Source organism: Aureimonas sp. SA4125, from assembly GCF_019973775.1.
Lineage (GTDB): Bacteria > Pseudomonadota > Alphaproteobacteria > Rhizobiales > Rhizobiaceae > Plantimonas.
In genome coordinates, this window is sequence record NZ_AP025032.1 from 799,996 (window position 1) to 814,580 (window position 14,585).

Here is a 14,585-nt window from a genome sequence, read left to right on the forward strand (position 1 = left end):
CTTTCGCCATCAGAACCAGGCAATCATGGCGGAGAGAAATCCGACGGCCGCGACCAACATGCTGCCGGTGGAAACCAGAACCCGTCGTTCGAGAGCCGCCAGTTCGAGCCGCAGGGTCTCCCGTGTGACCACCTCCTGCATGACCACGTCCCGCATGACGGAGGCGTGTGCTTCGGCGATTTTGCGATCGACGCCGGCGCGCTCGAGCGTCTGCACAGAGGACAGGCTGTCGAAACTCAGCATCGCGAGATCCTGCTTTCCCAGTTCCACGGGACCCTTGTCTAGAACGCCTCCGCCTCCAGCGCCATCATGGTGTCGGCGCCAGCTGAAATCCGCGCCAGATGCGCCGCGGTTTCCGGCAGCACTCGCTCCATGAAGAAGCGGGCGGTGACCAGCTTGGCCTCGAGGAAGGCTGCATCGCCGTTTGCCCCGGCGGCAAGCTTGTCCTGCGCCACCTTCGCCATCCTGCCCCACATGTAGGAAAGCGCCACGAGGCCGAACAGGTGCATGTAGTCGGTCGAGGCGGCGCCGGCATTGTCCGGCTTCATCATGGCGTTCTGCATCAGCCACATCGTCGCCTGCTGCAGGTCCTTCGAGCCCTTGTGGATCGCCTTGGTGTAGGGCGCCATGGCCTCGTCGGCGCGATGCTCCTCGCAGAAGGCGGCGACCTCGGCGAAGAAGGCCTGCACGGCGCGACCGCCGTTCAGCGCCAGCTTGCGGCCGACGAGGTCGAGCGCCTGGATGCCGTTGGCGCCCTCGTAGATCTGCGCGATGCGGGCGTCGCGGACGAACTGCTCCATGCCCCATTCGCGGATGTAGCCGTGGCCTCCGAAGACCTGCTGCGCCATCACGGCGTTGTCGAAGCCCTTGTCGGTGAGGACGCCCTTGATGACCGGCGTCATCAGGCCCATCCAGTCGTCGGCCGCCTGCCGCTCGGCGGCGTCCTCGGCGAGATGCGACAGGTCACCCTTCAGCGCCGTCCACAGGACCAGGGCGCGACCCGCCTCGTTGATCGAGCGGATCGTCATCAGGATGCGGCGGATGTCGGGGTGGACGATGATCGGGTCGGCGCGCTTGTCGGGGGCCTTCGCGCCGGAAAGGGCGCGGCCCTGGATCCGGTCCTTGGCGTAGGCGGCGGCATTCTGGTAGGCGACCTCGGAAATCGCCAGGCCCTGGATGCCGACGCCGAGCCGTGCCTCGTTCATCATGGTGAACATGGCGCGCAGGCCCTTGTCGGCCTCGCCGATCAGGAAGCCGGTTGCCGCGTCGTAGTTCATGACGCAGGTGGCATTGCCGTGAATGCCCATCTTCTCTTCGATCGAGCCGCAGGAAACGCCATTGCGCTGATCGGGACGGCCGTCCGCGCCAAGAACGAATTTCGGCACGATGAACAGCGAGATGCCCTTCACGCCCTCCGGCGCGCCGTCGATCCGCGCAAGGACGAGGTGGATGATGTTTTCGGACAGATCGTGCTCGCCGGCGGAGATGAAGATCTTCTGCCCGGAAATCCTGTAGGAGCCGTCCTCCTGAGGGGTCGCGCGCGTGCGCAGGAGGCCGAGATCGGTGCCGCAATGCGGCTCCGTCAGGTTCATCGTCCCCGTCCACAGGCCGTCGATCATGTTCGGCAGGTACTGGCGCTTCTGCGCCTCCGTGCCGTGCAGGCTGATGGCCGCGATCGCGCCGGCGGTCAGGCCGGGATACATCGCGAAGGCCATGTTGGCCGACGACATGAACTCGTTGATGGCGGCGGTCAGCGTGTGCGGCAACCCCTGTCCGCCATAGGCGGGATCGGCCGAGATGCCGCCCCAGCCGCCTTCTCGAAATGTCGCGTAGGCATCGCCGAAGCCCGTCGGCGTCGTCACCGAGCCATCGGCGTGGCGCGTGCAGCCCTCGGCGTCGCCAGACTGGTTCAGGGGATGGAAGACCTCGGCGGCCACGCGGCCGGCCTCGCCCAGAACCGCCGACACGATGTCGGGCGTCGCATCGGAAAAGCCCGGCAGGTTGCTGTAGCGCTCGAAGCCGAGGACGTCGTTGAGAATGAAGAGCGTGTCGGCGACGGGCGCCTGATAGGTCGGCATGGATTGTCCTCCCGAGACTTCCAACTTTGACGTTTACGTCAATTGAACCTCGATATATCGCCTCCGGGCGGTCGGCACAAGAGCGTTGCCGATGCGGAGAGCTCACCTTTGGGCGATCGGCATTCCGCCATGACAGTGGAGTGCTCTCATGACGGGAGACATTGTGTCACGGGCAAAGGATTCTGCTGCGACCGGGTCGGAAGCGAGGAGATGACGTCTCGATCCCCTCGGTCGGCTCGCAGTCCTGTCGACGCAGCGATGCCCGCCGAAATGCGATGGCATTCCGACCGATCGTTCCGGGGGTGGTTTCGGCGCGTGTCGGTAGCCGCGACCGGGAAAAGGTCGCTCAGACGCCGGCGTTGTTCATGCGCCCGTGCTGTTCAGACGATCGCGCACGAATTCGATCGACACGCCCATCGCCTCGATCGAAGCGTCCAGCTCGCGCTTCTGATCGAGAAGCACCTGCTGCTGCTCCTCGAAGCGCTTGAGGGCCACTTCGAGCTGGCGGCGCTTGCCGTTCGGCTCGTGATAGATCTCGATCATCTGCTTGGCTTCGGTCAGGGAGAAGCCAAGCGTCTTCGCCAGCAGGATCAGGCGAAGCCTCACCCTGTCACGGCGCGAGTAGAGCCGGGTGGTTCCGCGTCGCTCCGGATTGAGCAGCCCGCGGTCCTCGTAGAAACGCAGGGTGCGCAGCGTCACGGCGAATTCGCGGGCGAGGTCGCCGATACGGAAGACGTGCTTGTCGGTGGAGGCCGACCCGCTCTGCCCAAGAAGAAAGTCGATGTCGAAGGGGATCGCGTCTTCGCCGATCGATTCGGCGTCACTGATTTTATTCATTTGAATTCCATAGGCGATTTCAGCTCCGGCGCCTGGGCGTCGACAAAATTCGCGGGGTCGTCGGGTATGGGCTGACATATCTCGTGGAATGCGGCGCGAACAAGACGCCGTGTCGATTGGCTGGCAAATCCAGCTTCGCTCATGCCCCGCTTTCTATAACGTTAACGAACATTTCGGCCACCAGCCCGGGGCTTATTCTCCACCGGAGAGCCGTCGAACGCAGCAGTGCGTGTCGCAATCTCGCGAAGGCCCCGGTCGCTCTCGCAGAGCAAGAGAAAGCTAACGATGGCAAAGTCGCACCCTGCAACGACGAGTGGCAATGACGACGGTTCCTCGCTGACCGCTCTCCATCGTTCGCTGGAGCTTCTGGAAACGCGGCTCGCAAAGATGACGCCGGCCGCCGGCGCGGCAGTGCCGCATGAGGGCTCGTTCGCGGGCAGGCGTGCCACGGCGGCACCAACCGTTCCAGCGGCAACGCAGCCGAGCGTCGGTACCGCACCCGAGCGCCGGCGCCCCTCTCTGGCCGATGCGGTTTCCGAGATCGTCATGCGTCGGCAGATGCTGGACGAAGCGCCCCAGACGGCCCGGAATGCCGCACCACTTCCGCGCGACAGCGGCATTCATACCCGGGCCGGCGCCGAGACCGAGCAAGGCTTGAGCCGACGCTTCGAGGCTCTGGTCGGCGAGGTCGACACGCTGCGGGCCGAAGGCAGCAGCTATTCCGTCATGGCGGAAGTCGCCACGGAACTGCAGAATCTTCGCCGCGAAATGATCGACGCAAAAGGCCAGAGCACCTCCCGCGTCGAGGCGTTGGTGCGCTCGCTCGATGGTCTGCGCCAGATGATCCTGGCGGGATCGGACGGCTTGGCGGTCGACGCGCGCATCGGCGAAATCTCTTCCGCTCTTGCCCATCTCGGCGACGACGATGCCGACCGGGTGACCCTGAACGTCTTGCGGGCGGAGCTTGAGGAGCTGCGCGGGCAGGCTGGCCTGACAAGGCGCACCGGCATGGATCGCACGCTGCGGTCCGTCGGACGCCGCGATCCGGCCGAGGAAGAGGGCGATCCGGCGTCGCGCCACGAGTTGCGGCACGAGTTGGAGCGGTTGCGCGAGTCGCTCGGATCGTTCGCCAGCGAGGACCAGGTGCGGGCGGTCGAGAAGCGGTGGGAGGAATTCGAGAGCCGCTATCACGGCCCGGCGTCCGGTGCCGACGGGGCAGCGCTGTCGAAGCTGCTGCGCGACGAACTGGAGACGATGCGCGAAAAGCTCGAGACCATGCATGGCTCCACTTCGCCCGCCGAGGCGGAGCGCTGGGGCGCGCTCGAAAAGCGGCTGGATTCCAGCGAGGTCGAATCAAGCGTGCATCGGCTGGCCGAGCGCATCGGCCACATCGAAGCGAGCCTTGCGGGACTTCCGGCAAGCCTTGGCATCGGCCAGTTGGAAGAGCGCATCAAGATTCTTGCCACGAGCGTCGAAAGCTTGGCTCGGCGCGGCGGAGACGCCGATCTCGAGCATTTCCTGTCGCTCGAGGAGCGTCTCGACGAGATCTCGCAGGCGATCATCTCGACCAACCTGAAGGCGCCGGCCCTCGACATGGCGCCGATCGAGCGCATCGAGGCGCGCATCGCCACCTTGACCGCCCGCGTCGATCGCTTCGCCGCCGAGGACAACAAGGAAGCGCTGACGGCCCGCATCGCCGAACTGTCGCAGCGGGTGGAGGATCTCGCCAGCAACGCGCTGACCGACCGCTTGTCCGAGCGCATCGCCGGGCTCGCCGACCGCCTGGAGGCGGTGTCGGCGGAATGGGAACGGCCGCAGGTCGATACCGCGGCGATCGAGGCGCGGCTCGCCGCGCTCGCGGTGCGGCTCGAAGCGGCCGAACAGCCGCGGGTCGACACCGAGATGATGCGCTCGCTGGAGGCCCAGATCGGCCGCCTGTCCGAGCATCTCGCCACCGCCGGCACGCTGTCGGCCGATGATTTCGACAATGACTTCGACCGCCGACTCGCCGCCGTCGAGCAGCGGCTCGACGAAAACCGGGAGGCGCTGATCGCCGCCGCGCGGGAAGCTGCCGACGAGACCGCACGGCGCATGCAGGCCGCGGGCGACCGGCGCCAGAGCGAGCATGTCGCGCAGCTTTCGGACAATCTGCGCTCTCTCGAACAATTGTCGCGGGACACTGGCGACCGCTCGAATCAGGTCTTCGACGCCGTCCATCTGACGCTTCGAAAGATCGTCGACCGGCTCGAAATGATCGAGACCGAACTCACGCGCGATGGCCGCAACGAGGTTCGGACACCTTTGGCCGCCATTGCGACGCCCGTCGGCTCGGCTGTCGAACCGGCTCCCGTGGGTGTCGGCTTCGAGGCCGCCGCGACCCCGCGTGGTCTCAGGGCCGCGATCGCCCGGCATCTTCCCGGACGCGCTGCCCCCGAAGTTGCGGCCGAAGCTGGCGACCAGGCGGTCCTTGAACGGCAGGCCCCGATGGCAGACGCGGGAAAGCGCGAGCGCCTCGAAGCCCCCACACTCGACACGTCGGACATGCTCGATCGCAGCGAGGCCAACCGGCCGCTGGAGCCGGGCTCGGGAGCCCCCGACATTGGTGCCCTGCTCGAACGCGTGCGCCTGCAGCAGCGCAGCAAGATCGAGGGCGGCGGCGAAGCGGTCGGCGAGGCCGAAACGCGCGCCGCGGCACGGCGCGCCGCCAAGGCCGCGGTGGCCGAGGCCGAGACGTTGCGCTCCTTCCCCGGCTCGGCAAAGCCGACCCGCGAAGGACTGACCGCGCTTCTGTCGCGCCGGCGCAAGACCATCCTGATGGCTGTCACCGCGGTGCTGGTCGCCCTGGCGGCGATGCCGATCGGCAAGGCCTTGCTGGCGCCCTCGACGGAGCGTGCCGACGGCCCGCAGATCGAAGCCACCGCCAACGCTGCGGCTCCGTCCGCGACCGTCACGGGATCGGCAGCGCCGTCTCCGCTCGCGCCGACGCCATTGGCCCTGACACCGAAAACCGCGCCGAACTCCGGCGCGACGTCTCCCTCCGCACCCGTGCCGCCCGTCTCGACCGGGAATGCGTCTGCGTCGAACGCGGCCTCGCCGACTGCGGCGCAGGCCGCGATTTCGCAGCCGGGGTCGGCGGAGCGCGACTCGGCCACGATCCTGGCCAGCGCCGTCTCCCGTTTGCCGGCATCCGCATCCGGCGCCATTCCTGCGGTACCGCAGGACATCGGCACGCCGGCGCTCGTCTCCGCCGCCGAGACGGGCGATCCGAAGGCTCTGTTCGAGGTCGGCCTCAGGCTGCTCGAGGGGCGCGGCAAGCAGCCCGATCCGGCCGGTGCGCTGAACTGGTTTGGCCAGGCGGCCAAGCGTGGCTTCGCCCCGGCGCAGTACAGCCTCGGCACGCTGTTCGAAAAGGGCAACGGTGTGGCACGCGACACGGGCGCTGCCCGCGACTGGTACATTCTGGCGTCCGACCAGGGCAATGTCCGGGCGATGCACAATCTCGCCGTGCTCTATGCCACCGGCGTCGACGGCAAGTCCGAGCCGGAAACGGCCGCGACATGGTTCGAGAAGGCCGCCGGTCATGGCATGCGCGACAGCCAGTACAATCTGGGCATCCTCTACGCCCGTGGCTCCGGGGTCGAACAGAACCTGCCCGAATCCTACAAGTGGTTCGGGGTCGTCGCCAATGCCGGCGACAAGGACGCCGCGGCCAAGCAGAAGGAGATCGGCGATCAGCTGACGCCCGCCCAGCGGACGACCGCCGACGCCGTGATCGCCCAATGGGCGCCGCAGGAGACGATCGGGTCGGCGAACACCGTGGAACTTCCGCCGGAGTGGACGAAGCCTGGCGACGACCATACGGCATCCGTCGACATGACGAGGGCGGTGCGCAACATCCAGGCCATTCTCGGCAAGCTCGGCTACGACGCCGGCACGCCGGACGGAGTCGTCGGCGGCAAGACCACGGCCGCGATCCAGGCCTTCCAGAAGGAGGCCGGCCTTACCGCCAACGGCAGGATCGACGAGACGCTGATCCGCGCACTGCTGGCCCGCAAGAACGGCTAAAGTTCTTAGGATATTTCCGCTAGGTTCGGCGCGTACCGAGAGCGCGCGCCGGATTTGGCATGCTGGAGGTCGGTCCCTGACGGATCTGGTCTCCGCCGCCATGTGACAAGGGGCGCCGAACCCAAGAACGATGGCCGCGTGAACCTCTACCTGCCGATCGCCGAAATCTCCGTCAACATGCTGGTGATCATCGGCATGGGCGCGGCTGTCGGCTTTCTCTCCGGAATGTTCGGTGTCGGCGGCGGCTTTCTGATCACGCCCCTGCTGATTTTCTACAACATTCCTCCGGCCGTCGCCGTCGCGACCGGCGGCAATCAGGTCATCGCCGCCTCCTTCTCGGGCGCGCTCGCGCACTACAAGCGCGGCACGATCGACCTGAAGCTCGGTTTCATGCTGCTTGTCGGCGGGGCGGTCGGCTCCGTCCTCGGCGTCATGCTGTTCACGCTGCTGCGACGTCTCGGGCAGCTCGATCTCGTCATCTCCATCCTCTACGTCCTTTTGCTCGGTTCCGTCGGCCTCCTGATGCTCGTCGAGAGCGTCAACGCCATGCGCCGCGTCCATGCGGGCGGTTCGGGCGAGGTGCGCCGCCACGGCCAGCACAACTGGGTCCACCGCCTGCCGCTGAAGATGCGCTTCCAGCGTTCCAAGCTCTACGTTTCGGTGATTCCGGTCCTCGGCCTCGGCTTCATCATCGGCATTCTGGGCGCCGTGCTCGGCATCGGCGGCGGCTTCATCATGGTGCCGGCCATGATCTACCTCCTGCGTGTGCCGACCAGCGTCGTCATCGGCACCTCGCTCTTCCAGATCATCTTCACCGCCGCGATCTCGACCATCATGCAGGCCGCGACGAACACGACGGTCGACGTCGTCCTGGCCTTTCTCCTGATGCTCGGCGGCGTCGTCGGGGCGCAGTTCGGTGCGCAGGCCGGCCGCAAGCTGCGCGGCGAGCAGCTGCGGGCGCTGCTGGCGCTCCTGGTGCTGGCGGTGTGCCTGCGTCTCGGCATCGAGCTGGTGATCTACCCCAGCGACATCTACTCGATCAGTCTGCCGAGTGGAGAGGCCAAGTGAGGGCGCTGGTCTTCTCCATCGCGGCGATCGTGCTGTTCTTGCCAGCGGAGCTTGCGCGGGCGCAGGAGTCGAAGGTGATGGCGCAGGTCATTCCGGCCCAGGCGGAAGAGACGCCTGGACTGAACGAGACCTTCGAGATCGGCCTGTCGACCGAGCAGATCGTCATCGCCTCCAATTTCAGTGGCGCCCGGCTCGTCGTCTTCGGCGCGCTGGACAATGCCGACGGCCGGGTGCTGCGCCAGGGCGGCTACGACATCGTCGTCGTCCTGGAGGGTCCGAAGACGCCGCTGGTGGTGCGCGAGAAGGAGCGCGTGCTGGGCCTTTGGGTCAACAGTGGTTCGGAGACCTTCAACAGCGCGCCGGCCTCCTACACGCTCGCCTCGACGCGGCGACTCACCGACATTGCGCCGCAGAAGCTGCTCGACCAGCTCTCGATCGGCATCGAGAGCCTTCGCACCGATCTCGGTCGCGATGCGGCCTCGGTCGCGCCCAACCGCGACGAATATGCGACCGCCATGCGGCGGATCCGGATCAGCCGCGGGCTGTACCAGCAGTCCTTCGGAACGATCGAGTTCGTCAGCGCGACACTGTTCCGCGCCGACCTCGCACTGCCCGCCGACCTTCCTGTCGGCCTCCACACCGCCCGCGCCTTCCTCTTTCGAAACGGCGTCTTCCTGCGCGAGCGCGACGTACCGCTGCGGGTGGTCAAGTCGGGATTCGAGACGACCGTCTCGAACCTCGCGAAGCGCTACGGCTTTCTGTACGGTGTGTTCGCGGTCCTCCTGGCGATCGTGACGGGCTGGTTCGGCAGGCTGGTCTTCAAGCGGGATTGATCATGACGGACGCCTTGCAGCACCCGCCCAGCACCGACTTTTCCGCCGACGGCGGCCCGGCGGCCGGGGGGCTCGCCCCTGTCAGGACGCTGTGGATCCTCGGCCTCGGCGGCCTCTTGCCCTTTCTCGCCCTGTCGGTGCTGCTGGTCTACGCCGGACGCAGTTTCATCGCCTTCGACACGCTGAAGCTTGGCCTTGCCGGCTACAGCGCGGTGATCCTCTCCTTCCTTGGCGGCATTCGCTGGGGCGCCTCGCTGATGGGCCAAAACCCGCAGCGCACGACGCTGATGCTCTCGGTCGTGCCCTCGATCCTTGCCTGGCTGCTTCTCCTGGCACCGGCGCCCTGGTGTTTCGCCGGCTTTGCCTTGGCCTTCCTCGGACAGGGCGTCTGGGACTTCGCCGCGACGAGGCGGGGCCAGCTGCCGCCGGAATTCGGCCGTCTGCGCCTGGTGCTGACGGCGATCGTCGTCCTCTGTGAGGTCGCGGCCTATTTCTCGACGCTTTGACAGGATGCCGCGCGGGCTTGTGGAGAGCCCGCCATCGGCGTCAGTGGCAGAGCGCGCGGAAGCGGATCGGATAGATGCGCGCGACGCCAATGACATGGGCCATGGCCCGGTCAGTCCGGAACAGGCCGTGAAATGCGCGGTCGAGGACGTTCAACCCGCCCGTCGTGACGCCGAAGGAGGGCATCACCATCCGCTCGCCGTCGGTGGCGAAACAGGCGCCGCACACGCTGCGACCGCCGCCGGCAACGCGCGCCATGGGGTGGAGATGGCCCGCGACCTCTCCCGGTCGCGCCCCGCCGCGCGGCTCGTGCCGGAAGTGCCAGGGGCCGATCGCGATCTCGCCGAGCGTCTCCCCGCCGACAAAGGCCGGCGGCTCGGGATCGTGATTGCCGGAAATCCAGGTCCAGTCGCGCCCGGCCATCAGCCCGACGAGGATCTCGCGATAGGCCGCGGGCATGAAGGCGGCGCCGTGCCGATCGTGAAAGCTGTCGCCGAGGCACACGACGCGGGCCGGATCGTAACGGCCGATGACGGCCCCGAGGAGCGCCAGCGTCGCCGCCGTGTCGTAGGGCGGCATCATCATGCCGCGCCGCGCGAAGGCTGCGCCCTTTTCCAGATGCAGGTCGGAGACGACCAGCAGCCTTTCGTCCGGGCAATAGAGCGCGCCCGACGGATCGCACACGACCGAGCCGCCGTTCAGCGCCGCCGCATGGCCTTCGCACTCCGCCTGCCGCATCCGGCGCACGACTGCATTCATTCGGCCCTGCATTCCCCGTGATTCGTTTCTGCCTCTATCGACTCATGCTTCGCGGCAAAGGCAAGGCGGCAAATCGCGCAATCGGGACGGTGACCGTCGCCGGGTCGCGGGAGGGCCGAGCACCGCTGCCCGGCGGCGCGATATCGGCCACGCGCCGACGGTGTCTTCACCTGGTCGCGCCCGCCTGGTGGGGTTCAGCTCAGCGCCTGCTCGATCAGCTGCGCCTCGGCGGCGATCGACAGGAGCTCGTCGCGCGCCTCGCCGACGACGCTCTCGCGGCCGATCTCCAGCATGATCGGCACGGCGAGCGGCGAGATCTCGGGAAGGTCCCGGTGGACGATGTGGTGCTTGATGCGGGCGAGGAGGTCCGAGACGCGCTGGACGTCGAGAAGGCCGGACGCCGCATCCGCCCAGGTCGCGCGTAGGAGGATGTGGTCGGGTTCGTGGGCGCGCAGCACGTCGTAGACGAGGTCGGCGGAGACCGTGACCTGGCGGCCGGTCTTTTCCTGGCCGGGATGGCGCCGGTCGATCAGGCCGGCGATCACGGCGCACTGCCGGAAGGTGCGCTTGAGGAGGTAGGAGTCCGCCATCCAGGCGTCGAGGTCGTCGCCCAGCATGTCCTCGTCGAACAGGCCGTCGAGCGACAGCGACCCATCCTTAATCATTGCGCCGAGATCGCCGAGGCCCCAGATCGACAGCGCGTAGTCGGTGGCGACGAAGCCGAGGGGTTTTGCCCGCGCCCGCTCCAGCCGCCGGGTGAGCAGCATGCCGAGCGTCTGGTGCGCGGCCCGGCCCTCGAAGCAGTAGGCGACCATAAAGAAGCGCTTTCCCGCCGGAAAGGTCTCGATCAGAAGCTGGTCGGCGCGCGGGATGATCGATTTGCGCTTCTGGATCTTCAGCCAGTCGCGGACCTGTTCCGGCAGCGAGCCCCAGCGCATCGGATCGGCGAGGATGTCGCGCACCTGTGCCGCGAGATAGGTGGTGAGCGGGAATTTCGCGCCGGCATAGGAGGGCACCTTCGGGTCTTCCGATACCGCCTTGGTGACGAGGCAGGTGTTCTCGACGATGCCCTCGAAGCGCAGCACGAGGCCGGCAAAGAGAAACGTGTCGCCGGGCCCGAGCATCTCCAGAAAGCCCTCCTCGATCTTGCCGAGGACCGACCCGCCGCGCGCCATGGCCGCCGGCGTCTTGCGCCGGATCAGCCGGACCGTCAGCGATTCCGCCTCGATGATCGTGCCGGCATTCATCCGGTACTGCTGGGCGATGCGCGGATGGCTGATGCGCCAGGTGCCGTCCTCGGTGAGGACGATCTTGGCGTAGCGCTCGTAGACCCGCAGCGAATAGCCGCCGGTGGCGACGAAATCGATCACCCGATCGAAGGTTTCGCGGTCGAGATCGCGGTAGGGCGCGGCCGAGATCACCTCGGCATAGAGGTCGTCGGCGCGGAACGGCTCGGCGCAGGCCATGCCGAGGACGTGCTGGGCGAGGACGTCGAGCCCGCCGTCGCGCAGGGGCGGCGTGTCCTGATCGCCGAGATAGTTGGCGTCTAGCGCCGCCTGGCACTCCATCACCTCGAAGCGGTTCGCCGGCACCAGGATCGCCTTCGACGGCTCGTCCATGCGGTGGTTCGAGCGGCCGATGCGCTGGGCAAGGCGCGAGGCGCCCTTCGGCGCGCCGATATGGACGACGAGGTCGACATCGCCCCAGTCGATGCCGAGATCGAGCGTCGACGTCGCGACCACCGCGCGCAAGCTTCCCGCCGCCATCGCCGCCTCGACCTTGCGCCGCTGCTGGACGTCGAGCGACCCGTGGTGGAGGGCGATCGGCAGCGTTTCCTCGTTGATCTGCCACAGTTCCTGGAACAGTCTTTCCGCCTGGTTGCGGGTGTTGACGAAGAGCAGCGTCATCTTGTGCGCCTGGATCGCCTCGTAGACCTCGGGCATGGCATAGCGCGCCGTGTGGCCCTGCCAGGGCACGCGCTCCTTCGAGGTAAGGATCGTGATATCGGGCTTGGCGCCGCCGGAGACCGTGATGAGTTCGGCGAGCGGCGCGGTGCCGGGCGCCTGGCCGACCAGCCATTCCCGAAGGTCGTCCGGCTCCGACACCGTCGCCGACAGGCCGATGGTCTGAAGATCCGGCTGCAACTGCCGCAGCCGGGCAAGGCCGAGCGCCAGCAGCTGCCCGCGCTTCGAGGTCACCAGCGAGTGCAGCTCGTCGAAGACGACGTAGCGCAGGTCCGAGAAGAAGGCGCGGGCGTCCTTCGCCGCGATCAACAGCGCCAGCTGCTCCGGCGTCGTCAGGAGAATGTCCGGTGGTTTCAGCTTCTGGCGCTGGCGTTTTCCCTGGCTGGTGTCGCCCGTGCGCGTCTCCAGCGTCACCTTGATGCCGATCTCGGCGACGGGTGCGGAAAGATTGCGCTCGATGTCGGTCGCGAGCGCCTTCAGCGGCGAGATGTAGAGCGTGTGGATGCCACGCGGCCGCGTCCCCGGCTTCGGCCGCCCGCGCCGCGTGAGATCGACCAGCGCCGGCAGGAACCCCGCCAGCGTCTTGCCCGCCCCCGTCGGCGCGATCAACAGCACCGACGCCCCGGCCTCGGCGCGGGCGAGAAGATCCATCTGATGCGGCCGCGGCGCCCAGCCTTTTCGCGCGAACCAGTCGCGGAAAGGCGCGGGGAGGGCGGGCATCCCGGTTGGGTCCGTCCTCATTGCGGTCGAGCCGCCAGAGCCAGCGCGATGCCGCCGAGGATCGCAGCCGCGGCCAGCGCAAAACGCAGCGTCGCCATTTCACCGAGGAAGAGGATGGCGCCGAAGGCAGCGAGGACCGGCACCGAAAGCTGCACGATCGCCGCCTGTGTCGGCGTCAGCCCCGGCAGCGCCTGGTACCAGACGATGTAGCCCAGGCCCGAGGCGAGGATCCCCGAGGCGAGCGCGATCGACACGCCGGACGCCTCGAGCCCTCCGGCAAAGGCCGAGGCGGCGACGAGCGGCAGGCTGACGGGCACGGTGCGGATGAAATTGCCCGCCGTCTCCCGTATCGGATCGCCGCCCATCCGCCGTCCGCGTAGCGAATAGACGCCCCAGGCGACGCCCGAGACGATCATGGCGACGACACCCGTGATCGCCGGGGTTGCCGCCGTCGGCGCGATCCAGACGACAAAGGCGCCGAAGGCCAGCACCAGTCCCGCCACTTCCAGCCCCCGTGGCTTCTCGCCGCGCATCAGCCCGTCGCCGATCATCGTCGCCTGCACCGAGGCGAACAGCACCAGCGCACCCACCGCCGCGCCGATCTCGCGATAGGCAAGGGAGAAGGCGAGCGCGTAGACGAGGAGGGCGAGGGCAGAGATCCAGCTGCCGGCAAGATGATCGGCCCATCGGCCGACCCGTGCTGCCGCGGGCGCAGCAGAAGCCCGTCCCGCATCGCGGTCTGCAAGCAAGCCATCGCCTGAAAGGCCTGCGGTCCGCCGCTGCGCCGCGAACAGGATCGCGGCCAGAACCAGCGCGCCCGATGCCAGCCGCACCCCGGTAAAGCCCGCCGCATCGATCGCCCCGTCCGCCAAGGCCAGCCGCGCCAAAAGGGAGTTGCCGGCAAAGGCCAGCATCGCGAGGGCGGTCATGAGAAGCGTAGACGGCATTCTGGTCTCATTATGGGACGCGTTGGACGCGGCGAATCCACCCATATAGGGCGCCGACCGGCGTCCACCGGACGAATCCCTGCCGACGCTCACATCGCGATATAACGATCCGCCCGGTGGTTGATGGCGAGGAACAGGTTGAGGACGACGACGCCGAGGATCGAGAAGGCGATCGAGACGGGGTCGGCGACGGTGAAGGAGAGCGCCAGGACGGAGAGGTCGATGGCGAGCTGGGTGAGGCCGGCGCGCCAGTGGAAGCGGTCCTGCAGGTAGAGCGCGAGGATGCCGACGCCGCCAAGGCTGGTGCGGTGGCGGAAGAGCGCGAGGAGGCCAAAACCCATCAGGAGGCCGCCGAGAACGGCGCCGGTGGTGCGGTCGACGGTGCCGAAGGCGAGGAGCGCCGGCTGCACGGCGGTGAGGAGGGAGAGAAGGGCGACGGCGACGAACGTCTTCACCGTGAAGGCAAGGCCCATGCGGCGGACGGCGAGGAAATAGAAGGGCAGGTTCACGACGAAGAACAGGAGGCCGAAATTCCAGCCCGTCGCATAGTGCAGGATGAAGGCAAGGCCCGCCGTGCCGCCGGTGAGGAGGCCGAGATGGGCGAGGATCGAAATGCCGAGCGCGGTCAGGACCGTGCCGGTGAAGAGCCCTTGCGCATCCTCCAGCGGCGTATGCCGCGTCGCCGTCGCCTGCCAGTTGCCGAACCCGCGCAGGCGTCTGCGGGCGATCGTCTCGTCGGCCATTGCAGTCTCTTTCCGTCCGTGTGCTGTCATGCTGCAGGTGCGAAGACGATAGGCGAGTCGGGCTGTC

The 14,585-nt window shown here is 67.6% G+C and carries 11 protein-coding genes; 4 read left to right on the forward strand and 7 right to left on the reverse strand.

Going from position 1 to position 14,585, the window contains the following annotated elements; translation table 11 throughout:
* Nucleotides 1-9 precede the first annotated feature (9 nt).
* From Sa4125_RS03650 to Sa4125_RS03660, 3 genes are all read right to left on the reverse strand, one after another.
* Nucleotides 10-243, reverse strand: a complete 234-nt coding sequence (locus tag Sa4125_RS03650) for a hypothetical protein (protein WP_224003753.1) — start codon at nt 241-243, stop codon at nt 10-12.
* A gap of 38 nt (nt 244-281) precedes the next feature.
* Nucleotides 282-2,078 carry an acyl-CoA dehydrogenase C-terminal domain-containing protein gene (locus Sa4125_RS03655; protein WP_224003756.1) on the reverse strand — a complete coding sequence of 599 codons (1,797 nt, stop codon included), beginning with the start codon at nt 2,076-2,078 and terminating at the stop codon, nt 282-284.
* Nucleotides 2,079-2,441: 363 nt separating this feature from the next.
* Nucleotides 2,442-2,993, reverse strand: a complete 552-nt coding sequence (locus Sa4125_RS03660) for a MerR family DNA-binding transcriptional regulator (protein WP_224003758.1) — start codon at nt 2,991-2,993, stop codon at nt 2,442-2,444.
* Nucleotides 2,994-3,200: 207 nt separating this feature from the next.
* On the opposite strand from Sa4125_RS03660, the gene Sa4125_RS03665 reads away from it, so the two are divergent.
* The 4 genes from Sa4125_RS03665 to Sa4125_RS03680 all read left to right on the forward strand — a co-directional run bounded on the left by Sa4125_RS03665 (nt 3,201) and on the right by Sa4125_RS03680 (nt 9,387).
* A complete protein-coding gene (locus Sa4125_RS03665) occupies nt 3,201-6,980 on the forward strand; it encodes an SEL1-like repeat protein (RefSeq protein ID WP_224003760.1) in 3,780 nt (1,259 codons plus the stop codon).
* Nucleotides 6,981-7,118: 138 nt separating this feature from the next.
* Nucleotides 7,119-8,048 carry a sulfite exporter TauE/SafE family protein gene (locus Sa4125_RS03670; protein ID WP_224003762.1) on the forward strand — a complete coding sequence of 310 codons (930 nt, stop codon included), beginning with the start codon at nt 7,119-7,121 and terminating at the stop codon, nt 8,046-8,048.
* A complete protein-coding gene (locus Sa4125_RS03675; RefSeq protein WP_224003764.1) occupies nt 8,045-8,881 on the forward strand; it encodes a TIGR02186 family protein in 837 nt (278 codons plus the stop codon). The genes Sa4125_RS03670 and Sa4125_RS03675 overlap by 4 nt, the downstream gene beginning before the upstream one ends.
* Nucleotides 8,882-8,883: 2 nt before the next feature.
* A complete protein-coding gene (locus Sa4125_RS03680; protein ID WP_224003766.1) occupies nt 8,884-9,387 on the forward strand; it encodes a DUF3429 domain-containing protein in 504 nt (167 codons plus the stop codon).
* Nucleotides 9,388-9,427: 40 nt separating this feature from the next.
* Here the strand turns inward: Sa4125_RS03680 and pdeM are convergent, their stop codons facing one another.
* From pdeM to Sa4125_RS03700, 4 genes are all read right to left on the reverse strand, one after another.
* A complete protein-coding gene (gene pdeM, locus Sa4125_RS03685; protein ID WP_224003768.1) occupies nt 9,428-10,144 on the reverse strand; it encodes a ligase-associated DNA damage response endonuclease PdeM in 717 nt (238 codons plus the stop codon).
* Nucleotides 10,145-10,338: 194 nt separating this feature from the next.
* Nucleotides 10,339-12,828: a ligase-associated DNA damage response DEXH box helicase gene (locus Sa4125_RS03690; RefSeq protein WP_224003770.1), complete on the reverse strand. Its 2,490-nt coding sequence runs from the start codon at nt 12,826-12,828 to the stop codon at nt 10,339-10,341.
* A gap of 17 nt (nt 12,829-12,845) precedes the next feature.
* Nucleotides 12,846-13,775 carry a DMT family transporter gene (locus tag Sa4125_RS03695; RefSeq protein ID WP_224003772.1) on the reverse strand — a complete coding sequence of 310 codons (930 nt, stop codon included), beginning with the start codon at nt 13,773-13,775 and terminating at the stop codon, nt 12,846-12,848.
* Between the two features lie 89 nt (nt 13,776-13,864).
* Nucleotides 13,865-14,518: a YitT family protein gene (locus Sa4125_RS03700; RefSeq protein ID WP_224003774.1), complete on the reverse strand. Its 654-nt coding sequence runs from the start codon at nt 14,516-14,518 to the stop codon at nt 13,865-13,867.
* Nucleotides 14,519-14,585: the final 67 nt, after the last annotated feature.